The 23,927-nt window shown below is 59.7% G+C and carries 32 protein-coding genes and 1 tRNA gene; 16 read left to right on the plus strand and 17 right to left on the minus strand.

The window, feature by feature from the left end; all coding sequences use genetic code 11:
* Positions 1–12: 12 nt before the first annotated feature.
* Positions 13–372 (minus strand): DNA-directed RNA polymerase subunit omega, encoded by a 360-nt coding sequence (rpoZ, locus tag V6N02_RS10330; protein WP_371225501.1) that lies wholly within the window; start codon positions 370–372, stop codon positions 13–15.
* A gap of 86 nt (positions 373–458) precedes the next feature.
* Positions 459–1,022, minus strand: a complete 564-nt coding sequence (folK, locus tag V6N02_RS10335) for a 2-amino-4-hydroxy-6-hydroxymethyldihydropteridine diphosphokinase (protein ID WP_371225502.1) — start codon at positions 1,020–1,022, stop codon at positions 459–461.
* A 145-nt stretch (positions 1,023–1,167) separates the two neighbouring features.
* Between folK and V6N02_RS10340 the strand changes: the two genes are divergently transcribed.
* Entirely contained in the window at positions 1,168–1,740 is a 573-nt protein-coding gene (locus V6N02_RS10340; RefSeq protein ID WP_371225840.1) for a LabA-like NYN domain-containing protein, read from the plus strand.
* 44 nt (positions 1,741–1,784) lie between these two features.
* On the opposite strand, the gene V6N02_RS10345 is transcribed toward V6N02_RS10340, so the two are convergent.
* Positions 1,785–2,489, minus strand: a complete 705-nt coding sequence (locus V6N02_RS10345; RefSeq protein ID WP_371225503.1) for an SGNH/GDSL hydrolase family protein — start codon at positions 2,487–2,489, stop codon at positions 1,785–1,787.
* Between the two features lie 201 nt (positions 2,490–2,690).
* On the opposite strand from V6N02_RS10345, the gene V6N02_RS10350 reads away from it, so the two are divergent.
* Positions 2,691–2,816: an entericidin A/B family lipoprotein gene (locus V6N02_RS10350; RefSeq protein WP_371225504.1), complete on the plus strand. Its 126-nt coding sequence runs from the start codon at positions 2,691–2,693 to the stop codon at positions 2,814–2,816.
* 127 nt (positions 2,817–2,943) lie between these two features.
* On the plus strand, positions 2,944–4,011 hold the full coding sequence (locus V6N02_RS10355; protein ID WP_371225505.1) for an NAD-dependent epimerase/dehydratase family protein: 1,068 nt from the start codon (positions 2,944–2,946) through the stop codon (positions 4,009–4,011).
* On the opposite strand, the gene V6N02_RS10360 is transcribed toward V6N02_RS10355, so the two are convergent.
* From V6N02_RS10360 to V6N02_RS10370, 3 genes are read right to left on the minus strand one after another with little or no spacing between them, the layout of a single operon-like run.
* On the minus strand, positions 4,008–4,901 hold the full coding sequence (locus V6N02_RS10360) for an NAD(+)/NADH kinase (RefSeq protein ID WP_371225506.1): 894 nt from the start codon (positions 4,899–4,901) through the stop codon (positions 4,008–4,010). The two genes, V6N02_RS10355 and V6N02_RS10360, sit on opposite strands and share 4 nt — an antisense overlap.
* A 4-nt stretch (positions 4,902–4,905) precedes the next feature.
* Positions 4,906–5,928 (minus strand): SPFH domain-containing protein, encoded by a 1,023-nt coding sequence (locus V6N02_RS10365; protein ID WP_371225507.1) that lies wholly within the window; start codon positions 5,926–5,928, stop codon positions 4,906–4,908.
* Between the two features lie 2 nt (positions 5,929–5,930).
* Positions 5,931–6,641, minus strand: a complete 711-nt coding sequence (locus tag V6N02_RS10370) for an NUDIX hydrolase (RefSeq protein WP_371225508.1) — start codon at positions 6,639–6,641, stop codon at positions 5,931–5,933.
* A 143-nt stretch (positions 6,642–6,784) separates the two neighbouring features.
* On the opposite strand from V6N02_RS10370, the gene ispH reads away from it, so the two are divergent.
* Genes ispH through V6N02_RS10405 form a run of 7 tightly spaced genes read left to right on the plus strand, consistent with a single transcriptional unit; the run spans position 6,785 to position 10,994 of the window.
* Positions 6,785–7,735 (plus strand): 4-hydroxy-3-methylbut-2-enyl diphosphate reductase, encoded by a 951-nt coding sequence (gene ispH, locus V6N02_RS10375; RefSeq protein ID WP_371225509.1) that lies wholly within the window; start codon positions 6,785–6,787, stop codon positions 7,733–7,735.
* Positions 7,732–8,214, plus strand: a complete 483-nt coding sequence (locus tag V6N02_RS10380) for a DUF3429 domain-containing protein (protein ID WP_371225510.1) — start codon at positions 7,732–7,734, stop codon at positions 8,212–8,214. Before ispH ends, V6N02_RS10380 begins: the two co-directional genes overlap by 4 nt.
* Positions 8,215–8,260: 46 nt before the next feature.
* Complete coding sequence (locus V6N02_RS10385) at positions 8,261–8,878, plus strand: LysE family translocator (protein WP_371225841.1); 618 nt, start codon at positions 8,261–8,263, stop codon at positions 8,876–8,878.
* Positions 8,875–9,324 carry a DUF3429 domain-containing protein gene (locus V6N02_RS10390; protein ID WP_371225511.1) on the plus strand — a complete coding sequence of 150 codons (450 nt, stop codon included), beginning with the start codon at positions 8,875–8,877 and terminating at the stop codon, positions 9,322–9,324. Before V6N02_RS10385 ends, V6N02_RS10390 begins: the two co-directional genes overlap by 4 nt.
* Positions 9,321–9,914: a class I SAM-dependent methyltransferase gene (locus V6N02_RS10395; RefSeq protein ID WP_371225512.1), complete on the plus strand. Its 594-nt coding sequence runs from the start codon at positions 9,321–9,323 to the stop codon at positions 9,912–9,914. Before V6N02_RS10390 ends, V6N02_RS10395 begins: the two co-directional genes overlap by 4 nt.
* Positions 9,907–10,374 carry a ribonuclease HI gene (gene rnhA, locus V6N02_RS10400; protein WP_371225513.1) on the plus strand — a complete coding sequence of 156 codons (468 nt, stop codon included), beginning with the start codon at positions 9,907–9,909 and terminating at the stop codon, positions 10,372–10,374. Before V6N02_RS10395 ends, rnhA begins: the two co-directional genes overlap by 8 nt.
* Complete coding sequence (locus V6N02_RS10405; RefSeq protein WP_371225514.1) at positions 10,371–10,994, plus strand: trimeric intracellular cation channel family protein; 624 nt, start codon at positions 10,371–10,373, stop codon at positions 10,992–10,994. The genes rnhA and V6N02_RS10405 overlap by 4 nt, the downstream gene beginning before the upstream one ends.
* Before the next feature lie 265 nt (positions 10,995–11,259).
* Here the strand turns inward: V6N02_RS10405 and V6N02_RS10410 are convergent, their stop codons facing one another.
* Genes V6N02_RS10410 through def (V6N02_RS10430) form a run of 5 tightly spaced genes read right to left on the minus strand, consistent with a single transcriptional unit; the run spans position 11,260 to position 13,726 of the window.
* On the minus strand, positions 11,260–11,499 hold the full coding sequence (locus tag V6N02_RS10410) for a GlsB/YeaQ/YmgE family stress response membrane protein (RefSeq protein ID WP_371225515.1): 240 nt from the start codon (positions 11,497–11,499) through the stop codon (positions 11,260–11,262).
* A gap of 11 nt (positions 11,500–11,510) precedes the next feature.
* Positions 11,511–11,753 carry a hypothetical protein gene (locus V6N02_RS10415; protein ID WP_371225516.1) on the minus strand — a complete coding sequence of 81 codons (243 nt, stop codon included), beginning with the start codon at positions 11,751–11,753 and terminating at the stop codon, positions 11,511–11,513.
* Positions 11,754–11,766: 13 nt separating this feature from the next.
* Positions 11,767–12,675, minus strand: coding sequence for a methionyl-tRNA formyltransferase (gene fmt / locus V6N02_RS10420; RefSeq protein WP_371225517.1), 909 nt, complete (start codon positions 12,673–12,675; stop codon positions 11,767–11,769).
* A gap of 22 nt (positions 12,676–12,697) precedes the next feature.
* Positions 12,698–13,204: a peptide deformylase gene (gene def, locus V6N02_RS10425; protein WP_371225518.1), complete on the minus strand. Its 507-nt coding sequence runs from the start codon at positions 13,202–13,204 to the stop codon at positions 12,698–12,700.
* Positions 13,205–13,207: 3 nt separating this feature from the next.
* Positions 13,208–13,726, minus strand: coding sequence for a peptide deformylase (gene def / locus V6N02_RS10430; protein ID WP_371225519.1), 519 nt, complete (start codon positions 13,724–13,726; stop codon positions 13,208–13,210).
* A gap of 96 nt (positions 13,727–13,822) precedes the next feature.
* Here def (V6N02_RS10430) and V6N02_RS10435 point away from each other — a divergent pair, with 96 nt between their 5' ends.
* Positions 13,823–14,995: a MalY/PatB family protein gene (locus V6N02_RS10435; RefSeq protein WP_371225520.1), complete on the plus strand. Its 1,173-nt coding sequence runs from the start codon at positions 13,823–13,825 to the stop codon at positions 14,993–14,995.
* On the opposite strand, the gene V6N02_RS10440 is transcribed toward V6N02_RS10435, so the two are convergent.
* Positions 14,989–15,348 carry a hypothetical protein gene (locus V6N02_RS10440; protein ID WP_371225521.1) on the minus strand — a complete coding sequence of 120 codons (360 nt, stop codon included), beginning with the start codon at positions 15,346–15,348 and terminating at the stop codon, positions 14,989–14,991. The two genes, V6N02_RS10435 and V6N02_RS10440, sit on opposite strands and share 7 nt — an antisense overlap.
* A gap of 239 nt (positions 15,349–15,587) precedes the next feature.
* Here V6N02_RS10440 and V6N02_RS10445 point away from each other — a divergent pair, with 239 nt between their 5' ends.
* The gene (locus tag V6N02_RS10445) at positions 15,588–16,562 is read left to right on the plus strand and encodes a glutathione S-transferase family protein (RefSeq protein ID WP_371225522.1); all 975 of its coding nucleotides are present in this window, start codon (positions 15,588–15,590) and stop codon (positions 16,560–16,562) included.
* A gap of 117 nt (positions 16,563–16,679) precedes the next feature.
* Entirely contained in the window at positions 16,680–18,023 is a 1,344-nt protein-coding gene (gene dddP, locus V6N02_RS10450; RefSeq protein WP_371225523.1) for a dimethylsulfonioproprionate lyase DddP, read from the plus strand.
* 73 nt (positions 18,024–18,096) lie between these two features.
* Here the strand turns inward: dddP and V6N02_RS10455 are convergent, their stop codons facing one another.
* The 3 genes from V6N02_RS10455 to rlmB form a co-directional block, all read right to left on the minus strand.
* Positions 18,097–18,567 (minus strand): CoA-binding protein, encoded by a 471-nt coding sequence (locus V6N02_RS10455; protein ID WP_371225524.1) that lies wholly within the window; start codon positions 18,565–18,567, stop codon positions 18,097–18,099.
* A gap of 197 nt (positions 18,568–18,764) precedes the next feature.
* Positions 18,765–19,127 (minus strand): hypothetical protein, encoded by a 363-nt coding sequence (locus V6N02_RS10460; protein ID WP_371225525.1) that lies wholly within the window; start codon positions 19,125–19,127, stop codon positions 18,765–18,767.
* A gap of 39 nt (positions 19,128–19,166) precedes the next feature.
* Complete coding sequence (gene rlmB / locus V6N02_RS10465; RefSeq protein ID WP_371225526.1) at positions 19,167–19,949, minus strand: 23S rRNA (guanosine(2251)-2'-O)-methyltransferase RlmB; 783 nt, start codon at positions 19,947–19,949, stop codon at positions 19,167–19,169.
* Between the two features lie 132 nt (positions 19,950–20,081).
* Here rlmB and V6N02_RS10470 point away from each other — a divergent pair.
* Positions 20,082–20,165 (plus strand) — tRNA-Tyr (locus V6N02_RS10470).
* 145 nt (positions 20,166–20,310) lie between these two features.
* Here V6N02_RS10470 and V6N02_RS10475 read toward each other — a convergent pair.
* Positions 20,311–21,018 (minus strand): class I SAM-dependent methyltransferase, encoded by a 708-nt coding sequence (locus V6N02_RS10475; protein WP_371225527.1) that lies wholly within the window; start codon positions 21,016–21,018, stop codon positions 20,311–20,313.
* Positions 21,019–21,195: 177 nt separating this feature from the next.
* Between V6N02_RS10475 and V6N02_RS10480 the strand changes: the two genes are divergently transcribed.
* A complete protein-coding gene (locus V6N02_RS10480) occupies positions 21,196–22,407 on the plus strand; it encodes a bifunctional alpha/beta hydrolase/OsmC family protein (RefSeq protein ID WP_371225528.1) in 1,212 nt (403 codons plus the stop codon).
* 9 nt (positions 22,408–22,416) lie between these two features.
* Here V6N02_RS10480 and V6N02_RS10485 read toward each other — a convergent pair whose 3' ends face one another.
* The gene (locus V6N02_RS10485) at positions 22,417–22,779 is read right to left on the minus strand and encodes a response regulator (RefSeq protein WP_371225529.1); all 363 of its coding nucleotides are present in this window, start codon (positions 22,777–22,779) and stop codon (positions 22,417–22,419) included.
* Between the two features lie 215 nt (positions 22,780–22,994).
* On the opposite strand from V6N02_RS10485, the gene cbiB reads away from it, so the two are divergent.
* Positions 22,995–23,909, plus strand: coding sequence for an adenosylcobinamide-phosphate synthase CbiB (cbiB, locus tag V6N02_RS10490; RefSeq protein WP_371225530.1), 915 nt, complete (start codon positions 22,995–22,997; stop codon positions 23,907–23,909).
* The last annotated feature ends 18 nt before the right edge of the window (positions 23,910–23,927 follow it).

Genomic DNA, 23,927 nt, shown 5'->3' on the forward strand with positions numbered 1-23,927 from the left:
GTTGGGCCGGGCTTAGCCCTGACCCTGTGCTTCCATCAGCGCGCGCAGCAGCTTCTCTTCGGACATGTCGTCATCCGCAGGCTTGTCGGCTTCGGCACCGCCACCCATCAGCAGGGCCATGGAATCTTCTTCCGGCTCGTCCACTTCGATCTGGGTCTGGTTGCTTTCGATCAGACGCTCGCGCAGGTCGTCTGCTGACTGGGTTTCATCGGCGATCTCGCGCAGGGCAACAACGGGGTTCTTATCGTTGTCGCGATCCACGGTGATCGGCGATCCGGCCGAAATTTCGCGCGCCCGGTGGGCAGCCAGCATCACAAGGTCAAAACGGTTTGGAACCTTGTCTACGCAATCTTCGGTGGTCACGCGGGCCATGGGAACTCCGGTCAGGTTGGTGTCAGAAGCCTGTTACCTAATCGCTGAGATCAGGAATGACAAGCAATTATTGGCCTTTTGAGCCATCACAAGGGTGTCACTGCGGCAACCTCGTCGGCTGGCAGGTTGGATAGCATTTGTGACACGCTCTGGCCCAGGATCGGATGGCTCCAATCCGGCGCGATTTCGGCCAGCGGGACCAACACGAAGGCACGGTCCTGCACGCGAGGATGCGGCAAGATCAACTGATCCGGCGTCGTGGCGATCTGTTCGGCAGGCGGCAAGCTGCGCCAATGGGAATGAGTGGCCAGATCCGGCAACACAGTAGGTCCAGCCGCAATCAGATCCAGATCAAGCGTCCTCTGGCCCCAACGCGCGATTCGCTGTCGATCAAACGCCGCCTCGATCTCATTCAACCGGCCAAGCAGCGTTTGCGGCGTGCCGTCAAAGCCTAGCAGGGCGGCTGCATTGACATAATCCGGACCGGCACCCGCAGGAAAACAAGGGGTTGCATAAAGGCGACTGGTGGCTTTCACGTGGATCCCGACCTCGGCCATCTTATCCAGCGCAGCCCTTAAGGTTAACGCCGGGTCACCCGCCGATGATGGCATGTTTCCGCCCAAGGCAATCAGGAATTCTTGAACTGTCACAGGGGTCACCTATCCTTTTGCACTAACTGAAAACGGTTGCGAATTGTGACGGAATACATAATTTGATCTACTAGGAGTGTCCGATTGCACTTCACTCATGCAATTTTAACGTCGGACATTCCTGGAGATTTTGGAAGGACTAATGATGTTTTACAAAGACGAACGGCTTGCGCTGTTCATCGATGGCTCCAATTTGTATGCCGCTGCAAAGTCTCTCGGATTCGACATAGACTATAAGCTGCTGAGATCCGAGTTCATGCGCCGAGGCAAATTGCTCAGAGCTTTCTATTACACGGCGCTGCTTGAGAATGACGAGTATTCACCGATTCGCCCGCTGGTGGATTGGTTGAATTACAACGGCTTCTCGATGGTGACGAAACCGGCCAAGGAGTATACCGACAGTCAGGGCCGCCGGAAGGTCAAAGGTAACATGGACATCGAACTGGCGGTGGACGCGATGGAACTGGCCCCGCATGTCGATCACATCGTGCTGTTTTCCGGCGATGGCGATTTCCGCCCGCTGGTGGAAAGCCTGCAACGTCAGGGCGTGCGTGTTTCGGTTGTCTCGACCATTCGCAGCCAACCCCCGATGATCTCGGACGAGCTGCGCCGACAGGCCGATAACTTCATCGATCTGCAGGACCTCAAGGACGTGATTGGCCGCCCGCCAAGAGAGCCTCAGCCCGAGCGCGAAGGCACTTACGAGGCACAAGAGTAAACCAGACACCGGGGCCCAGCGCCCCGGTTTCTTTTTGGGCATGCCTACTGCGCGCTCAGAGTTTCTATCATGACCTTGGCCACGCCGTGGGCCCAGTCTGCATAGATCGCCGGACCAGGATGAAACCCGTCATCGGCCATGCCAGCAGGATCAAGCGGGACTTCCAACGGAATGAAGGTGACACCACTGCGCTCGGTCGCGATTTCACGCAACATCGCATCGAACAAAGCCGCACGATCCCCTAGGACATCGTTCAGGGGCCACGGCAGCAAAGGGAAGTGGCGGATCGGGGGCAGGCCCGACAGGAACATCCGAGGGGCTCCGAATTCAGCTTTGAGCAGGTTCAGGATATCTGTGTAATTGCGCTGCCATGCGCTCATTGACACGGCATTCTTGACGTCATTCACCCCAAGCGAGATGAACACGGCATCGCAATCCTGGCGTGACAGGGACTGCAAGCTTTCTAACGTACTGGCGGTCGTCGCGCCCGATCTGGCACTCAGTTGCCACTCGATCGAATAGTGCTGCGCCAGCTCCCGTTCCAGCGGTCCGGCCAAGGCCTCGCTTTGGTGGGTTGCCCCGACCCCCGCCGCCGAACTGTCACCGACGATCAACAGCCGCAGGCTTGGCCCCTTGCCCAGCTTGCCCCGGCGCGGCCCTTCAGGTTCGGGCAGCCGCGTGGCACGCGCCGAAACCCACAGGGCCTGCGGCAGCAAAACAGGGGACAACAAAAGCGTCTTCAAACTCATGCCGCTATTTTACCAAAGCTGGTTTCGCAGGGGAATCGTGACGCAACGTCGACGGGTGCGACATTTCAGTTAGCCGGGAAGTCTGAGACAGGTTTCTCACAGGTCGCTTGCATCGTTCGCATGATTTCGTGGAACCATCTCCCGGTGGCCGCGTTTCTTTCCCAAGCGCGTCAGATGGCGCAGCAACAAAGGAGACAGAAAATGCGTATCTTTGCAGCTCTCACCGCCCTGATGGCCCTGGTCGCCTGTGAAACCACCGAAGGCTTCGGCCGCGACGTGGAGAACCTGGGTGACAGCATTGAAGAGGCCGCCGAAGACGCTGGCTAACGCGCGTCTTGGCGTGGAAAGTTAAATTGCCCCGCCACTTTTCCGTGGCGGGGTTTTGCTTGTTCCACCCTGCACCGCGATATTGAAGACCTGACTTTTGAAAGCGGGTGCGCTAGGTTTTACGTTCATGGAACAGCCCGCCTTTTCAATCGATACACACACCCCTGTACTGGTGACCGGCGCGTCCGGCTATGTCGCCGGATGGATCGTGCATGACCTGCTGGCAGCAGGAGTCACGGTGCATGGCACGGTACGGGACCCTGACAATGCCGCGAAAACCGCGCATCTGACCGAGATGAACGCCCGCCTGCCCGGCAGTTTGAAGCTGTTCAAGGCCGATCTTCTGGACGCCGGTAGTTTTGCCGAGGCGATGGAGGGTTGCGGGATTGTCTTTCACACCGCTTCGCCCTTCACCGTTTCGGTGGACGACCCGCAAACCGGATTGGTGGATCCTGCCCTGAACGGCACCCGCCATGTGCTGGATCAGGTGAACAAGACCCCGTCTGTAGACCGCGTGGTTCTGACCAGCTCGGTGGTGGCGATGTATGGTGACATGGCCGATATCGCGGAAGATCACGGCGGCACATTGACGGAAGAGGCGTGGAACACCACCTCATCTCTGGATCATCAACCCTATGCGTTTTCCAAGCTATTGGCCGAGCGCGAGGCGTGGCGCATCGCCGAGGCGCAGGACCATTGGAAGATGGTGGTGATCAACCCCTCCCTGGTGATCGGCCCGGCGATTGGCCCTGCCCCCACCTCGGAAAGCTTCGCAATTGTAAAGGCGTATGGCGACGGACGCACCAAGACCGGGGCACCACGCTTGAATTTCGGTGTCGTAGACGTGCGCGATCTGGCCCGTGCCCATCTGGCCGCCGCCTACCTCCCCGAGGCCACGGGGCGGCACATCATCTGCGGCAAGATGACGGATATGGCCGAGATGGGCATGCTGCTGAAAGATCGCTTTGGCGCGGACTATCCAATCCCGCCACGGGCCATGCCCAAGTGGCTGTTCTGGCTGGTTGGCCCAATGCTCGCCCCGATCACGCGGCGGTATGTCACGCGGAATGTGGGGCATCCCATTGCGATCGACAACTCCAAGAGCATCAACGCGCTCGGGCAATCTTATCGCCCGCTCAAAACCTCGATCGAGGATATGTTCGAGCAGATGGCCGAACGCGGAAGTTTTGGTTAGCGCACAAGGTGCAGACGGGCATCGGCCACATGAATGCTGACGGCGGCGCCCCAATCAAAGCCCAGAAAATCCTGCTCGATCCCGTCGGCAAAGATCACGCCGCCTTCATTGATGCGTGACAGCACATTCAATGAGGTTTCGGTATCAATCACACCCGAGCGCAGGCTGTCGCCAGAGGTCCGGCTGGGCCAGGGTTCGCGCGAGAAGAAGGCGGCCTGAGGGGATTCAGCACCGATATCATACTCCACATGCGTGGCAGCCATGATCGAGCGCGCCCAGCCGGTAAGGCCGGTGCCGGTGGCCACGATCATGCCCGAGGAGGACTGGAACTCAGTTTCGCCGCCAAAGGCGAGTTCATAGCGTGCGCTTTGATGCGAGCGGTGGCCGATGAACAACTCATTCAACGCCAACAGGCGGTCACCGCCCTGCACCTGCGCCTCGACCATGGCGCGGGCTTCGGCGTCGATATCCCCGGCCCCGGTGCGTACCAGCAATTTGGGCAAAGCGCGCAAGGCGTGGGGGGTCAACACCCCCTCGCCCATATCCGCCGAAGGAGTGACGCCGATCACCGGCTGCCCGTCGAGATATTTGGCCAGATTGGCCACCAGCCCGTCCTGCCCCAAGGCCACGATGACGTCATTGGGGAAGAACAGAAACCGGTTCAGATCTTCGCGCGACACTTCGGCAAAGGACCATTCCGCAGGCACGGCGGCCTTGGCGGCGGCAATCGCCTCGGTCTGAATACGATCGCGCGCTTCGACCTCGTCAAAGCTTTGCCCGCGCGAGGAAAAATAGAATTCCACCTGACCCCGCGTCCCGTGGCGTGCCAGCAAGGCGGACAGCTCGGTCTCGCGCGTGATCAGAACGGCACGGGGACGCAGGGTGCTCATGGTGTTAGCCCTCCTTCACGGGCGGTGGCGCGGTCAGGCTCCGCACCTGTTGGACAAGACCGGCCAACATGTCGGGGCTGATGGTGATGCTGTCGATATGCTCCAACTTGGTCGCGAAATCGCGCGCGGCCAAAGCGTAAAGCGCAGCAGAATCGACCTGGGCCAATGCGGCCATGCGGGCCTTTTCCATATCGGCCTCGGCCTGTTCCACGGCGCGGATGCGGGTGGATTCGGCCTCTGCGGCGATCACCTTGGCCTCGGCATTCCCTTCCGCTGCGATCTTGGCAGCGGCAGATTTTGCTTCGGCCTCGGCACGGGCGTTGGCGTCTTCGCGGGCGATCAGTTCGGCCTTGCGCGCGGCAAGCTCGGTCTGGGTGTTCAGCTCGTTCTCGGCAATGGCGCGTTCTTTCTCGACCGCCAAGGCACGGCGATTGAACGTCGCCTCATCGGCCTTTTGCTGCAGGCTCTCGAAGGTGGGGGCCTGCAAGGCACGGGCCAGTTCCGAACTGGGCGAGAGGCCCGCGACGCGCACGGCAATCACCTCGATCCCCATGTCAGTCGGGGTCGGATCCCCGGCAAAGCCTGCGTTCAAAGCCGCCTGCATCGGGGCCAAACCGGCCTCCAACACGGCGCGCACACCAAGCGGTTGCAGATAGCTTTCCGAAAACTGGCGCGCCAATCCGGTGAGGACCGAACAAATGTGATCCTCGGGCTTGCCTTGCGATTTGCCGGTCTTCAAGTCCAATGCAAAATCAATCCGGTCCGACAGGCGGGCAGCATCAGCCACACGCCACAGGACGGTGCCTTGCACGGCCAAATCCTGATAGTCCGAGGATTGCGACTTGACCAGAAAGGTCAGCTCGCGGTCGGCCAAAGGCACCTCGATAATCGACGCACCGCGCGGGTCGAACCAGAAGGACAGGCCCCGGCCTTCGCGACGCAGTTTCCCGGCGCGGTAGTGACGCACATAGCTGGACGCCTCGGCGCGCAAGTGGCTGGCAAATGGATATCTTTTGATCTGTGCCATGATTATTGCCCTCCTTTCGGGTCAATTTCGTAAAGTTCAGCCGGGCGGAAGGCCCCGCCGGTTTGCCGCGCGCCTGTGGGGCGCAGGGCGTGCCTGTCCAAAAGCTTGCGCCGGAAGGCGGGCTTGGTCAGGGGGTGGTTCAGGATCGCCTCGTGCACCTCCTGCACCTCAAGCAGCGTGAAGCGCGGAGGCAGGAAGGAAAATCCAATGGGCGTGTAATCCAGCTTGCCCCGCAGACGTTTGATCATGTCGCCAAGGATATCGGCGTGGTCAAAGGCCAGGGTCAGCGGTGTGCCATCGGCGGCCATTGCACGGGCGGGGCCACCGGTTTCACCGGACCAGTCCACTTCGACGCGAGCCAGGGTCAAGGCCGGGTTCTGTGCAATCCCTTTACCCAATGACTCGGCCGTGGTGATGGCCATGTAAACGACGCTGATCACATGGCCGCGCGGATCCCGGTCCGGGGCGCCATAGCTAGCCAACTGTTCAAAATGCACATCCTGAAGGCCAGTCTTGTCCGCCAGAACACGGGCCACCGTGTCATCGAAAGAGCAGTCGCGATGGACAAATCCGCCGGGCAAGGCCCAGTCGCCGCCCATCTCTTCACCGTCCTCGCGCCGCATCACTGCGCAGTGCACTGCACCGTCCTGCACACACAGGATCGCCAAATCGACGGCAACGGCCGGATGGGGATGTTCGAAAATGTCGCTCATGGCGGTGGGTCCTTTTTGTTATTATCAATCTAGTTATTACTATGTTGATAATATGTCAAGGCCACGTCTGGCATTTTTTACCCCACCCGACACTGGACGATAGGGGCCACAAGGATTACCTCTGAAACCAGACAGGAGATCCCATGACCAAACCGCCCCTCACCCTTTATCTGGCAGCCCCGCGCGGCTTTTGCGCGGGCGTGGACCGGGCGATCAAGATCGTCGAGATGGCCCTGCAGAAATGGGGGGCGCCGGTCTATGTACGCCACGAAATCGTGCATAATAAGTTCGTGGTAGATGACCTGAAGGACAAAGGCGCGGTGTTTGTCGAAGAGCTGGACGAATGCCCGCTGGACCGCCCGGTGATCTTTTCGGCCCATGGCGTGCCCAAATCCGTGCCTGCCGAGGCCGAGCGGCGCGAAATGGTCTATGTCGATGCCACCTGCCCGCTCGTGTCCAAGGTGCATATCGAGGCCGAGCGTCACCACGACAACGGGTTGCAGATCATCATGATTGGCCATGACGGCCACCCCGAAACCGTCGGCACCATGGGGCAATTGCCCGAGGGCGAAGTGTTGTTGGTCGAGACGGTCGAAGATGTGGCGCATGTATCGGTGCGCGACACCGAACAATTGGCCTTTGTGACCCAAACCACCCTGTCGGTCGATGACACCAAGGATATCGTCGCCGCGTTGCAAACCCGGTTCCCCACCATCAAGGGGCCCCATAAGGAAGACATCTGTTACGCCACCACCAACCGTCAGGAGGCGGTCAAGGAAATGGCCAAACATGCCGAGGCGATGCTGGTTGTCGGCGCGCCGAATTCGTCGAACTCCAGGCGGCTGGTGGAAGTGGGCGCGCGCGCGGGCTGTTCCTATGCGCAGCTGGTGCAGCGCGCGAGCGAGATTGATTGGCGCGCTCTGGACGGGATCACCACCATTGGCATCACCGCCGGCGCTTCGGCCCCGGAAGTGATCATCGCCGAGGTGATCGACGCGCTGAAAGAGCGGTACGACGTGACCGTGGAGCAGGTGGAAACCGCACAGGAGAACGTGCATTTCAAGGTTCCCCGCGTACTGAGAGAGCTTGCATGATCAGGGGCGTGCCGCGCACCGCGTGGCAATTGGGACTGCTGGGCCTCATCCCCATGGTCTGGGGCGTGGCCGAGATTTACCTGCCATTCTTCCGCAGCTTTACCGAGGATTGGCTGAACAGCTGGTTTTATGCCCCTTACGCCACGCTGCGCTATTCCGGGATCATCCTGGCGTTCATGTCGGGCGTGCTTTGGGGATTTGCCGCCCGCGCTTCAGGCACAACGGCCTCGATGGGGTACAAGCTGTCCGTTGTTCCGGCGCTCTATTCCTTCCTTTTCGTCTTTGGCGGCACACAGGAGGTGGCGCTGAAGACGGCCATCGGATTCGTCCTCGTGCTGGGGTTAGACTACCTCTTTTGGCAGCAAAAAATGACACCCGAGTGGTGGATGCGCCTGCGCGTGATCCTGACGGCTGTCATGGTGGTCTGCCTTGTCGCGATTGGCATGGCACCCGACGCATTGCTGTTTCCGCCCCGTTGACACCACCGCGCGGCTGTGGCCTCTCTGACGCAATCAAAGGAGAGCCATCATGAGCCTGCAGTTTCTGATCACCGCCCTTGTTGTTGTCTTGGCCCCCGGCACCGGGGTGATCTACACGCTGGCGATTGGGCTGGGTCAGGGACGTCGCGCAGCCACATGGGCCGCGTTTGGATGCACGATTGGGATCGTGCCACACCTTGCCGCCGCGATCCTTGGGCTGGCGGCGCTGCTGCACACCTCGGCCCTGTTGTTTCAGGTGGTGAAATTCGCAGGCGTGGCCTATCTGCTCTATCTGGCCTGGCAGGCATTGAAGTCAGACGGAGCCTTGGCGGTCCGGCCGGAAAAAACCGCCAAGAACGGATGGATCACCGCGCGGCGCGGCATTCTTATCAACGTTTTGAACCCCAAGCTGTCGATCTTCTTTCTCGCCCTTTTGCCGCCCTTCCTGTCGGGCAATCCCGCAACCGCCACAGCCGAAATGATGATGCTGGGTGCGGTGTTCATGGCGATGACCTTTGTGGTCTTCGTGGTTTACGGCGTCTTTGCATCGGTCGCGCGCGACAGGCTGCTGGCGTCCGAGCGCATCATGCGCTGGCTTAACCGCAGCTTTGCAGCGATCTTTGCCGCCCTTGGGGCGCGACTGGCTTTGGAGCGGGCCGGATGACCATCCCCCGCGCACCGCTTATGTTGGGTCTGGCCGGGCTGATCCCGTTCATCTGGGGGGCGATCACCGTGTTGGCGCCTGATCTGGGCCTCTGGACCGCACGCACGCTCAGTCCGCGTTTCGCCGGGCCTTATGTGGGCCTGTTCTACGGCGCGGTCATTCTGGCCTTCATGTCCGGCATCCTGTGGGGCTTTGCCACCAAGCTGGAAGGCGCGCAGGCCACGACCGGATATGTCTTGTCGGTGATCCCGGCGCTTTGGGCGTTCCTGATGACCGGCGGCGGACCGACCAGCGCGGGCATCTCACTGATTGTGGGCTTTGTCGGGCTTTTGGGCCTGGACTGGCTATTCTGGGCCTATGGTGTTGCACCAGCATGGTGGATGCGCCTGCGGGTGCTGTTGACGGCTGTGGTGCTGATCTGTTTGGGAATAGGAGTGTTTGCATGAGCGCGGATGACACGACACTGGGCGTTTATGCCGAGAAAGCTGCGGATTACGCGGCGATGACCACCGAGGCAGCGCAGGACCCCGCGCTGATTGCCTTTATCGGCGGGCTGCCCAAGGGCGCACGGGTTCTTGACCTTGGCTGCGGGCCGGGCGGCGCTGCTGGCGCGATGGCAAAGGCTGGTTTGGTGGTGGATGCCACCGATGCGGTGCCCGAAATGGTGGCGATGGCCGACGCACTGGACGGTGTGACCGCCTGGCAGGCCAGCTTTGAGGAGATCGCTGGCGAAGACCTCTATGACGGCATCTGGGCCAATTTCAGCCTGCTCCACGCCCCCAAATCCGAGATGCCCCGGCATCTGGCCGCTTTGCGGCGCGCACTCAAGCCCGGCGGGCTATTTCACATCGGTATGAAAACCGGCACGGGTGAAAAACGCGACCCGCTGGGCCGTCATTATGCCTATTACACCGAAGACGAGCTATGCGGCTTGTTGAAGGATGTGGATATGACCCCGTTTTCCAGCGCGACCGGATCAGAAAAAGGGTTGGACGGGGTTGAGGCCCCTTGGGTGGTGATTGCCGCCCATGGTTAAGCTGGTTGCCTATACAGACGGGGCCTGTTCGGGCAATCCCGGCCCGGGCGGCTGGGGTGTATTGCTGCGTGCCATGCAGGGCGGCGAGATCGTCAAGGAACGCGAACTCAGCGGCGGTGAACCCGACACCACCAACAACCGTATGGAGCTGCTGGCGGCCATTCACGCGCTGGAAACGCTGGAGCGCGCCAGCACGATCACCATCATAACCGACAGCGCCTATGTGAAAAACGGCGTCACCGGCTGGATCCATGGCTGGAAGCGCAATGGCTGGAAAACCTCGAACAAGAAACCAGTGAGGAATGTCGAACTGTGGCAGCGTCTGGACGAGGCACAGGCGCGCCATGATGTGACCTGGGAGTGGATCAAGGGGCACGCAGGCCATGAGGGCAATGAACGCGCGGACGAACTGGCCCGGATGGGTATGGAGCCGTTTAAGCCCGGCAAGGATGCCTCGTGACCCTGCTGGCCGTCCTTGACTATGCCTCGGTCCTGATCTTTGCGCTGACCGGGGCGCTGGTGGCTTCGCGTGCGCAACTGGATATCGTCGGATTTGCCTTTATGGCCTGCTTGACAGCGGTGGGCGGCGGCACGGTGCGGGATGTTCTGCTGGACCGGAACCCGGTATTTTGGGTCGGCAATCCAAGTTACATCCTGATCGCCTGTCTGGCTGCAATCCTGATTTTCTTCACCGCCCATCTGGTGGAAAGCCGTTATCGCTGGTTGTTGTGGCTGGACAGCTTCGCGCTGGCCGTGGCTGTTCCGGCGGGCGTGGGCGTTGCCCTCAGCATGCTGCAACCCATGCCTATCGTCATCCTGATGGGCGTGGCCACAGGCTGTTTTGGTGGGTTGATGCGTGACGTGGTGCTGGGCGAAGTGCCATTGGTGCTGAAACAGGGCGAACTTTACGTCACCGCCGCCTTTGGCGGGGCCTTGGCAGGTGTTCTGACGGCCGAGTTCTTTTACCAGCCCGCCCTTGGACTCTTCATTTGCGCCGGAGTGACATGGGCGCTGCGGGCTGGATCGCTGCTTTTTGGCTGGCGACTGCCTGTTTACAAGGCGCGCCCGCCAAGAAATTAGGCACTTGCTCGGGCTGCCTAAAGCAACGGCATTTGGCCTCGCATATCCTGTTTTTTCATCGCTACATCAAAAGATTACAGATTTTTGCGCAGATGCAGCATTTTTGGTTGATTTCACGCTGCAATGCGGCATTCTGAGACCACTCTGGAGCGATTGCGGATAATACCTCCTCCCATTGTTCGTGATCAAAAAAGAAGACCAACAGGGGTGGCTGGGTGAGATTTTGCCCAGCCACAACCTGTTTGGGCAGCAGGTTCGGTCGAGGTTACTTGTTCTTGAGGTAGAGCTTATACAGCCAGATCAGAAGCAACGCGCCCAAGATTGCCCCGACAAACCCGGCCATCATTCCCATCACGGCCAGCAGAAACTGCAGCACCAGACCACCGATCAGCGCGCCACCGATGCCAATCGCCATGGTCATAACGATATCGGTTTCCATCTTCATCATACGCGTCGCCAGAAACCCGGCGGCAGCCCCGATGATGATCAGATACACAATGACCATGTCCTGCCTCCTTACCGGCGTCCGCGCCAATGGGTGGGCACGATGATCAAGGCCCCGATTGATGACAGTACCGCATCAATCCCCGGCGCGCCAAACTTGATGCCGAACATGATGCGGATGAAATAGAACAGGAACGCCCCGCCAACGCAGATGATGATCGACTGCAGGATTCCGTTGCGGGTGAAGCCGGACTTTTCGCTGACATAGCCCACGATCCCGGCGATTACGACGGTGCCAAACAGGACGAGGAACATCAGGACTTACCTCTCATTTGAACGCGGTACCTTTGGGCACAGGCGTGCCGCGCAGAAACTCATCTGCATCCTGCGCCCCGCGCCCGGCCCGTTGCAAGCGCAAAAGCTGCACCGCGCCTTTGCCGCAAGCGATGCTCAGTGCGTCGTCCAGCGCGCGTCCCGGCGCGCCACACCCCGAAGATACCCGCGATTTCAGGATCTTGACTCGTTCACCGTCCAGCTCGGACCACGCCCCCGGAAAGGGTGAGAGACCACGAATATGGGCATCCACCTCGGCGGCCGTCCAGGCCCAATCCAGCCGCGCCTCGGATTTATCAATCTTAGCGGCATAGGTCATGCCCTCTTCCGACTGAGGCTCCGGCGTCAGCGTGCCCAGCCGGTCCAACACCTCGACGATCAGCGCCGCACCCATTGCCGAGAGACGGTCATGCAACTCGCCGGTGGTTTCTTCACTGTCGATCTCCGTCGTCTCGCGCAGCAGAACAGGGCCGGTGTCCAGCCCTGCCTCCATCTGCATGATGCAAATGCCGGTTTCGCCGTCCCGCGCCATGATCGCGCGGTGGATCGGCGCGGCCCCGCGCCAACGCGGCAACAGCGAGGCATGGATGTTCAGGCAGCCGTGTTTTGGGGCATCCAGAACTGCCTGCGGCAAGATCAAACCATAGGCCACCACCACGGCGATATCAGCGTTCAGTGCGGCAAACTCCGTCTGCTCGTCTGCCCCCTTCAGGCTGACCGGATGGCGCACAGGCAGGCCCAGCGCCTCGGCCCGGGCATGGACAGGTGTCGGGCGATCCTTCTTGCCGCGCCCTGCCGGGCGGGGGGGCTGACAATAGACAGCGGCAATTTCGCGCCCGGCCTCGACCAAAGCGTCCAGCACCGGCACCGAAAATTCCGGAGTTCCCATGAAAACGATGCGCATGCCACCCTCCGTAGGGCGGGGTTCACCCCGCCGTTGCCCCTGATTTACGCGCCTTGCGCAGCAGCATGTCGCGCTTCACCTTTGAGAGGTTGTCGAAATACATCTTGCCGTTCAGATGGTCGATCTGATGCTGCACAGACGTGGCCCAAAGCCCAACGAAATCGCGATCTTCCACCGCACCATCCTCGGCCAGAAATCGCACGGTCACGGCACGAGGGCGTTTGATGGTTGCCCGCACACCGGGTAGGTTGGGGCTGCCCTCATCATGAGGGCGCAGTTCAATGCTGGAGTGGAGGATTTCTGGGTTGGCCATGCGCACGGCCTCACCGCGTTTATCCGAGGCATCCACCACCGCCAGCCGCAGCATCACACCGATCTGAGGCGCGGCAAGGCCAACGCCCGGCATCGCCTCCATCGTGTCGATCATATCGATCCAGATATTGCGGATCTCGTCAGTGATCTCATCCACTGGGTCCGCCTTTGTACGCAGACGCTTGTCTGGCCACGGCAAGCAGGGGCGCACGGCCATGGCTTAGGCCCGCGCCTGTTCGCGCTTATATTTCTGGGACTTACGGGTCATCATCTGGCGGCGCATCGGCCCCAGATAGTCAATGAACAATTTGCCATTCAGATGATCCAGCTCGTGTTGCGCGCAAGTGGCCCAGAGGCCGTCGAACACCTCTTGATGCTCGGTTCCGTTTTCATCCAGCCAGCGCATTTCCACCTCGGCGGGGCGGGTCACATCGGCGAACTGATCGGGGATCGACAAACATCCTTCTTCATAGGTGTTTTTCTCGTCAGACACCGCGACAATCTCGGGGTTAATCAATACCATGGGCTGCGGCTCGCCCCCGTCTTCCTTGACGCAATCCATCACGAACATCCGCTCAAGCACGCCTACCTGCGGGGCGGCCAAACCGATGCCCGGAGCAGCATACATGGTTTCCAGCATGTCCTTGGCCAGAGCGCGCAACTCGTCCGACAGGTCAGGCACGGGGGCACAGACCTTTTTCAGGCGCGGATCGGGATGGATCAGGATCGGTCGTTTCATGAGGTGTCATTTAGGACAAGGCGGGCGGTTTCGCAACGGCTCTTGCGCCCGCACGTCAATCGGATAGCGTGCGCGCGAAGGTAAGGAGACCCGCTGATGAGCTTTGATGACGTGATCAACCGCTTTGGCACCCATTCGGATAAATGGGACATGATGGAAGCCAAGTTTGGCGTGCCTGCCGAGGGTGGTATTGCCATGTGGGTCGCCGATATGGATTTCCGCCCGCCCGCCTGCGTCGGCGACGCGGTGCAAAAGATGCACGATCACGGGATTTATGGCTATTACGGCGATGAAACCGCCTATCGCACGGCCATTCAGTGGTGGATGAAAGAGCGCCACGGCTGGATGATCGCGCAGGATACGATTTTCAGCACCCATGGGTTGGTCAATGGCACGGGCCTATGCGTCGATGCCTATACTGATCCCGGCGACGGGGTGATCCTGTTCACGCCAGTTTATCACGCCTTTGCCCGAGTCATTAAGTCGGCCGGGCGCGAGGTGGTGGAATGCCCGCTGGTCAACAACGCGGGCCGCTACGAGATGGATTTCGACACATATGATGCCCAGATGACGGGCCATGAGAAGATGGTGATTCTCTGTTCGCCCCATAACCCGGGCGGCCGGGTTTGGACGCGGGATGAATTGCAAGGCGTCGCCGATTTTGCCAAGCGGCATGATCTGATCCTTGTTTCCGACGAGATTCACCATGATCTGGTGATGCCGGGTCAGAAACATATCGCCATGCCGCTGGTTGATGACAGCATCCATGACCGGCTGGTGATGATGACGGCCACCACCAAGACCTTCAACATCGCGGGCAGCCATATTGGCAATGTGATCATCGCCGACCCTGATTTGCGCGCCCAATTTGCCCGCCGGATGGCAGGACTGGGCCTGTCGCCCAACTCGTTCGGGATTTTCATGGCCGAGGCGGCGTATTCGCCCGAGGGCGCGGCCTGGGTTGATGATCTTGTGACATATCTCGATGGAAACCGACGGCTGTTTGACGAGGGGGTCAATGCGATTCCGGGGTTAAGCTCGATGCCGTTGGAAGCAACCTACCTCGCCTGGGTCGATTTCTCCGGCACCGGTATGAGCCGGGCGGATTTCACCCAGCGGGTTGAGAAAACCGCGCGCATCGCTGCCAATCACGGGCCAACATTTGGCGCAGGTGGCGAAGAATTCCTGCGCTTCAACATCGCAACGCCGCGCAGCGTGGTGGCCGAGGCAGTGACACGATTACAAGACGCGTTCAGCGATCTTCAGTGATCTGACGGGCGTTCCAGCAGGGCAACAGGCGCATCGGGTGCGCGGTAGAAATCAAGCGGCTGTTCGCCGGTGACATCGGTCATCCGCTTGTATTCAAAGCGCAATTCGCCATGCTCTTCCTCGGACGCTATGATCAGGCAGTGCGATAACAGCCGCGCACCATCGTAAAGATCAACCCGTCCACGCAGCACAGGAGAGGTTTCGCTGTCCAAAGCAAACCCCCCTTCCCAACTGCGCAAAACTGGGTAAACAGCGTCATCCACTTGGATACGTATCCGGCTGGCCCGCTTTAAGGCGTCTTTGCGGGCTGCATCCAGCCCGGCCTGCACCTCCGGTGATAAAAAAGTAGTCATTGGTAATCCCCCAGATCCAATACGAATCTCAATAGCAATGTTTTTCAATCAGTTGTGTTAAAAGTCATATACTAACGTAATTTTCATACATTTGTAACAACTTTGCAGCAATTTTGTTGCGCGACTGAAAACAATCACTCGATCTGTGCAGCTTTGCACCGGTCCTGCGCGCGGGCCGGGAATAGTTTACCGGGCTGCTTTGTCCTACCTCTCTTTCAAACCAAGATGAGGAGCCTGACATGGGGCAATTGGTAGACGGCGTCTGGACGGATCAATGGTACGACACCAAATCGACGGGTGGCGCGTTCAAGCGCGACACGGCACGGCTCCGCAACTGGATCACCCCGGATGGGACTGCCGGCCCCAGCGGTGAGGGTGGCTTTCCAGCCGAAAGCGGGCGCTATCATCTCTACGTCTCGCTGGCCTGTCCGTGGGCGCATCGGACGTTAGTCTTTCGTGCCCTGAAGGGCCTGGAGCCGCATATCGGTGTCTCGACCGTGCATCCTGACATGCTGGGCGAGGGTTGGGAGTTTCGCGATGATTATCCCGGCGCCACCGGGGACAGCCTTTATGGCCTGCCCTATGCGCGTGACATCTATGTGAAGGCCGACCCGAGTATTTCAGGGCGGGTCACAGTACCGATCCTGTGGGACAAGACCCGTGAAACCATTGTTTCCAATGAAAGTTCTGAAATCATCCGGATGCTTAACTCGGCCTTTGACGGACTCACGGGCAACCGCGATGATTACTGGCCCGAGGCGATGCGGGATGAGATCGAAGAGGTCAATTCCCGCATCTACGACACGGTCAATAACGGCGTCTACAAGGCTGGTTTTGCCACCACTCAGACGGCCTATGATGCCGCGATTGACCCGCTTTTCGATAGTCTGGATTGGCTTGAGGAGCGCCTGAGCACCCGCCGCTATCTGATCGGGGATCGCATCACCGAGGCCGACTGGCGGCTGTTCACGACACTGATCCGTTTCGATCTGGTCTATCATCTGCATTTCAAATGCAACCGCGCGCGGATCATTGATTACCCCAACCTCTGGGGCTACCTGCGCGAGCTGTATCAATGGCCCGGCGTGGCCGAGACGGTGAATTTCGACCATATCGTGCGGCACTACCACTATAGCCACGAAACCATCAATCCGCACCGGATTATCCCCACGAACCCGATTCTGGACTTCAACGCCCCACACGGCCGGGGGTGAGTTGAGGGTTGGGTTCTGTCCGCCCGAGGCAATCCAAAAGCGGCCTTTGAGGTCGCGAAATGGCAAGCAGGCGGGCCTGAGCATGGGACGATGGGCCAACTAAGGGAGGCCTGACCCATGAACACCCATTACCGCGACACGCGCAAAATCGACCCTACACGGGGCAGCACGCTGGGCGACAATACCCCCAACGATAATGACCGGATCGAGATCGGGCCAACACAGTTAGCCTTTCGTGAATGGGAAGAAACCGGCCTTATCCTGCCCGACCTGCAGGCGATGCGGAAATTCCGGTGGGAACGGCTGACCCGGCATATTGTTGACCGGGGATATGCCGGCCTGTTGATGTTTGATCCGCTCAATATCCGCTATGCCACCGACAGCACCAATATGCAGCTTTGGAACACGCACAATCCGTTCCGCGCGCTACTGCTCTGCGCGGATGGCTATATGGTGATGTGGGATTACAAGAACTCGCCTTTCTTAAGCACGTTCAACCCGTTGGTGCGCGAACAGCGCAGCGGCGCGGACCTGTTTTACTTTGATCGCGGCGACAAGGTGGATGTGGCCGCCGATGTCTTCTCGAACGAGGTGCGCATTCTGCTGGACGAACACAGCCCCGGCAACAAACGACTGGCTGTCGATAAGGTGATGCTGCACGGGTTGCGCGCGCTTGAAGCGCAGGGTTTCGAAATCATGGAAGGTGAGGAGGTGACCGAGAAATCCCGCTCGGTCAAAGGCCCGGACGAGATCCTCGCGATGCGCTGTGCCAATGACGCCTGCCAGAAATCCGTAAAGGCGATGGAGGATTTCGCCCGTGAAAACGTACCGAAAGGCGGCGTCAGCGAGGATGACATTTGGGCCGTTCTGCATGCCGAGAATATCAAGCGCGGCGGTGAGTGGATTGAAACCCGGCTGCTGACCTCAGGCCAGCGCACCAACCCGTGGTTCCAGGAATGCGGACCGCGCATCACTCAGAATAACGAGATCATTTCCTTCGATACAGACCTCGTCGGCAGCTATGGCATCTGTATTGATATCTCGCGCAGTTGGTGGATCGGCGATGAAGCTCCTCCGCCCGAGATGATCTATGCCATGCAGCACAGTGTCGAACATATCCGCACCAATATGGAGATGCTCAAACCCGGGGTGATGATCCCCGATCTGATCGCCAATTGTCACAAGCTGGACGACAAGTATCAGGCGCAGAAATACGGCTGCTTCATGCATGGCGTTGGTCTGTGTGATGAATGGCCGCTGATCGCTTATCCTGATCAGGCTGTACCGGGCGCATTCGATTATGCGCTGGAGCCCGGTATGACGCTGTGTGTCGAAGTACTGGTCGGCGAAGTGGGTGGTGCGTTTTCCATCAAGCTGGAAGATCAGGTGCTGATCACCGAGGATGGGTATGAGAACCTGACCACCTACCCGTTTGACCCAAGGCTGATGGGCGAGATGTAAAACGTCGTGCGGACATCAGGGCAAACGGCGCGAAGGCATCGCGCAAGCATAGCCCTAGCTCGAACCGCAAGCTCTAAAGCTTCGACGAAATCACTCCGGTGTTGAACCCGCCCATACGCAACTCGCCATAAAGGCGCTGGTATTCGATCTTGGGACAACGGTTCATGATCACATCAACGCCCTGCGCGCGAGCCTTGGTGGCGGCCTCTTCATGCCAGACGCCGATCTGCATCCAGATCGTCTGTAATCCCGGCAGTGTCAGCGCCTCGTCCACAACGGGCGGCACATGTTCAGAGCGGCGAAAGATATCGACCATATCGACGGGCCCTTCGATCTCGGACAGGTTGGCCAGCACGGTTTGACCAAAGGCGGTCTTGCCGGCATGGCCCGGATTGATCGGGATCACTTCATATTTCTTTAAAGCCAGATAACGCGCCACGTAATAGCTGGGCCGCACCTCGTTCAGCGACATGCCCACCACGGCAATCCGTTTGGTGCGGGTCAGGATTTCGCGCAGGTGGTTGTCTGTATAGTCTTCTGTCATGCGTGACCCTTACACCGGGATTGGCACAAAAAAAAGCGCCCAGGAGGAACCTGGGCGCCAGTCGCGGAACGAGGGACAGTGAAGTGAGATGCCGATGTTCCATTCCGGCCTCTCTAGAATTCTAGATAGGATTGCTTTTCAGAATAAAAAGGCTTTGTAATATAGCTGTGATCACTTTGTTATTTCGCGCACACCCTTCAGTCGAAGATATCTTCGACCACATCCCACAGCTCTTCGAACACTTTTTTCCCAAAGCTTTTCCGACGCTTCTTTGGCTTTTTACGTTTGTATGAGCGGGGCGCTTCAAACGCATCATAGTCACGCTTTTTGGCTGGCTTGGCTGGTGAGGTGCGCCGGGATGCCGCAGGGGTCGATGATTTCACAGGGTGCTTATCCCGCTGCGGCATCATCTTCATGTCATGCAGCGGGGCACCACACGCGCCGCAGGCCAGCTCGTGACGCACCTGGTTCAACACCAGCGCAGCGCGGGTGCCGCAATAGCAGCAAGTGGCGATTTTCATATGCTGGGGCAAGACCTGATCCTTTGACACATTCCCCATGATAAAGGGGCTTCGGGACGATCTTGCAAGGGGGTTCGCCTAGCCATCCGCCCTTGCCGCATAAAGCGACACAGCCGCGGCATTTGACACGTTGAGCGAGCCGAAACTGCCCGCAAATTCGATGCGCACCAGACGGTCACAAACCTCGCGGGTCTTGGCGCGCAGGCCCGGCCCTTCAGCCCCCAGAACCAAGGCAACAGGGCGGTCGCGCAACCCCTCGAGGGCGGTTTCAATCGTCACCTCGGCCTCTCCGTCCAGGCCCAGCACAAGATAACCAGCGGCCTGAAGCGTTGCGATCCCATCTGCCAGATTGCGGATACGCAGATATGGTTGGCGTTCCAACGCGCCACTGGCGGTTTTTGCCAAGGCCCCGGTTTCCGGCGCAGAATGGTGGCGCGGGGCCACCACGGCGCAGGCGCCGAACACTTCGGCCGAGCGCAGGATCGCACCAACATTGTGCGGATCGGTCACCCGGTCCAGCAACACCATGCGCGGTGGCCCCTCACCCGTGCCAAGGCAAACCTCTTCCAAGGGTCCCCAGTCCAGCGCTTTCACCTCTAACGCCGCGCCTTGATGCACCGATTGCGGATCAAGCGGGGCGGTAAATTTGCGTGGGTCGGCCATCTCGGGCTCCATCCCGCTGATGCTGATTGCCTCAGCCAGTTTGTCGGCAGCATTCTTGGTCACGATCAGGCGCAGTTTTTCACGTTTGGGATTAATCAGCGCATCGCGCACGGCATGCAGGCCGAATAACCACACGGTCTCGGCGGCAGCGGCGCGTTTGGCCTGTTCCTTGTCGATCACCCAACGGGTTTTTTTCATGGAATTAGCACCCTTATTCTAAGCGCGTGACAATGCGCCGGGCACCGGGGTGTTGCAAGGCATTTTCGCCTTGACGGGTGCGGGCGGCGCGCGTAATCAGCGCATCACGTTCGGGGTTTCCCCGGATGTAGTGGGCGACAGGCCGCAAGGTGTGGCAGGGGACTGTAACTCCCTCGCGGAGACGCACGCCTGGTTCGATTCCAGGGTCGCCCACCACTCACTCTTCCAGAAATCACAGATGCCCAGCCCATCCGCAAATGGCCCATGCATTGCGCATAGCGCACCCAATCCTCGTTCTTTGCCAGCAGTCTGACGATTTGCTCGGGTTCTGGCGCAGCAATCTGACGCTCGACAACCCAAGTTACTTCGGCGTCAGCGCGCAGGTATGGCGCACTTTGCGCCCATCGCGGAAGTAGTCATGCATACCTTGCCGATCCTCCCCGAGGATCAGAGCCTGATCAATCCACATCACCTCGTGATCCAGCGCATCGGCCATGAATTCGGTCGCGCGCAGGCTGGGCACGCCCACCACAGTATGGCTGCGCCCCGGCACGTCCGTCACGGCATTCAGCGGGTTTGAGACCTCTTCTTTCAGCACCTGGATCATCGCGTTGTCGGTCACGATGAATTCGCTGTCGATGATGATCACATCCGGCAGCAAACGCCGCGCCAGCGACAGCAAACGGAAATGATCCATCACGTGGTAGAAAATGCCATAGATCGCAATGACCTCGAACTGCTCTTTGGCGGCCACGCGCGCCTCAAGCTCGGCAAAAAGGTCGTTGCAGGTCAGATGGATGCGCGATTTGAAATCGGTCTCGGGAAAATGTGCGAACCGTTCGATCAGCTCAGGACGCGCCTCAACCCCGATCACCTCTTCGGCGCCCGCAGCCGCCAGCGCATATGACCAGCGCCCGTCATGACAGGCCAGGTCCAGCACGCGCGCATCCCTGATTTGAGGCTGGAACGGATCGATCAGCAGGCGATGGCGCTGATTAAGACGATGGATCGTGATATCATTGTCGTCATACGGCGGAATTTCTTTTAAAAAATCAAACAATTCAGCCATTTATCGATCTCCTTCCCGGCAGACTATGGCGCACTTTCAGGCCCGTCAATGCCCGCCCGACGGGCACAGCCGAAGCGTTGACATACCCGTCACCTTCGCGTGACGAGGCTGTCACATGGCTGGCAGGTCCGGGGCAGCGCTCCTACTGTTGACGAACAGCGCAAAAAGGAAACGCCGATGTCCACCGAACGTTTTACATTTACCGGTCACGATGGCTCGACCTTGTCGGCCCGCCTGGACATGCCCGATGGTCCGCATCTGGCCACGGCGCTTTTTGCGCATTGCTTTACCTGCTCCAAGGACATCCCCGCCGCGCGGCGTATCTCGGCGCGGCTGGCAGGCGCGGGGATTGCGGTGCTGCGCTTTGATTTCACCGGGTTGGGCCACTCCGAAGGCGAATTTGAAAACACCTCGTTCAGCTCGAATATTGCCGATCTGGTGCTGGCCTCAGAAGCGTTGGCAGCCAAGGCCAAAGCCCCTGCCCTGCTGATCGGTCATTCGCTGGGCGGCGCGGCTGTGCTGGGCGCGGCGCGCAAGATCGACTCGGTCAAGGCCGTGGTGACGATCGGCGCGCCGTTCGACCCCGGCCATGTGACGCATAATTTTGGCGACGCTCTTGCCGCTATCGACGCGGATGGCGTGGCCGAAGTGCAACTGGGCGGGCGCCCGATCCGCATCGGCAAAGGCTTTGTTGACAATGTGAGGGCCGAAAAGCTGGAGGGTGAAATTTCCAACCTGCACCGCGCCTTGCTGGTGCTGCATGCGCCCCGTGACGCGATTGTCGGGATCGAGAACGCATCTCAAATCTTCAGCACCGCCAAACACCCCAAAAGCTTCGTCACGCTGGACGATGCCGATCACCTGATCACCCGCGACGAAGATGCAGAATACGCCTCGGACGTGATTGCCGCATGGGCGACCCGCTATCTTGATCTGCGTGCCCCTGCCCCACCGCCGGGGGCCCCCGAGGGGATCGTGCGCGTAAGCGAGGCCGATCCCGAGGGCTTTCTGCAGGATATCAATGCAGGCCCGGACCACCATGCCCTGGCGGATGAACCCGTGGCCTATGGCGGCACCAACAAGGGCATGTCCCCCTACGGGTTTCTAACCGCCGGGCTGGGAGCCTGCACGTCGATGACGATCCGCATGTATGCGCGACGCAAAGCCTGGCCCTTGGCGCATGTGCGCGTCGATGTCAGCCACGATAAGGTCCATGCCCAGGATGCCGATGCAGGTGCGGGCGGGAAGGCCGACAAGTTCACTCGGGTGATCTATCTGGAAGGTGACCTGGACGCCGAACAGCGCCAGCGCCTGTTGGAGATCGCAGACAAATGCCCCGTGCATCGCACACTTGAGCGCACCTCGGAGATCGAGACGCTGGCGGGCTAGGCCTTTCAGCTAACTTGCTTTTCCGTAATGCTCGATCACCGCTGTAAGGTCTTCGGGCGGTGTGTCGGATTGCAGGAAAGCGCAGGCATTCGGGTTCAGGTTGAAGATCGATCCATCCGAAAAGAACGACGTGCTGGTGACAAAGATGATCTGGATATCAGGATGACGCTCGGCGGCCAGATCGCCAACCGCAAGAGCACTGCCACGGGCCAGCACGACGTCCAGAAGGACCACATCGTACTTTTCCGTCTCCAGCGCGGTTGAGGCTTCATGCTGATCTTCAGCCAAGGTCACATCATGACCCTGCCGGACCATGTGGTTTTTCCAAATGCAGCCCAAACCGGGGTCACTCTCTACAATCAGGATTCTCATCAATTCCTCGGTGCGATTTTTCTTTATCGCTTGTAATAAAAGGTTTCCCTTATGAATCTTTAACAAATGGTTAACGATTTTCGGGCGACTGACTATTCCTACCGGATCAGCTTGCCTCTTGTGCGGATTTCCGCTTGAAGCTGGGCGGGAATGCAGAAAGGGGCCGATGTGATACCTATTCAACTTATCAGGTGGACAACCACACAGGTCGGCGCATGAGCACTGCCCTGATCCTCGTTCTGGCCATGCTTTTGGACGCTGCACTGGGCGAGCCGCGCTGGTTGTGGAGCCGTTTGCCGCACCCGGCTGTGGTGATGGGGGGCGCGGTTAAATTCTTTGATCAGACCTTCAATATGGGAACGGCCCGGCGGCTCAACGGGGTGGCCACGATGGCGGCGTTGGGGCTGGGCGCGCTGGCCCTCGGCGCCCTGCTTCAGACATTGGGGGGCCTTGTGGAGATCATCATCGTCGCGATTCTGCTGGCGCAGAAATCCCTGGTTGGCCATGTGCGCGCGGTCGGCGATGGCCTGCGCGTATCGCTGGGCGACGGGCGACGGGCTGTCGCAATGATCGTGGGCCGGGACACCAGCACCATGCAAGACAGCGATGTTGCCAGAGGCGCCATTGAATCCGCAGCAGAAAATCTCAGCGATGGGGTGATCGCCCCGGCCTTCTGGTTCCTCGTGGCGGGCCTGCCCGGTCTGCTGCTCTACAAGATCACCAACACCGCAGACAGCACGATCGGCTATCGCACACCACGACACGAGGCCTTCGGCTGGGCCGCGGCCCGGTTCGATGATCTGCTTAACGTGATCCCTGCCCGCCTGACCGCCCTGCTGATCGCGCTTGGCTATGGTCTGATGTCCCAGTGGCGCGATATCGCCGCCGAGGCCCGGTTGCACCGCTCGCCCAACGCAGGCTGGCCCGAGGCGGCCATGGCGCGTGCGCTGAATATCGCCTTGTCCGGGCCCCGATCCTACGACGGCGAAATGCGCGATTTCCCGTTTGTGAACAAGGCCGGGCGGCGCGATATCGGAGCAGAGGAGATTGACGCGGCCTGCGCTGTCTTGTGGCGCAGCTGGGCGCTGGCCCTTGGGGTTATCCTGATCGCGGCGGTTGTACTGGATTGAAACGCCGCCTAAGTTCCG

The sequence above is a fragment of the Roseovarius conchicola genome, from assembly GCF_041403425.1.
Classification (GTDB): domain Bacteria; phylum Pseudomonadota; class Alphaproteobacteria; order Rhodobacterales; family Rhodobacteraceae; genus Roseovarius; species Roseovarius conchicola.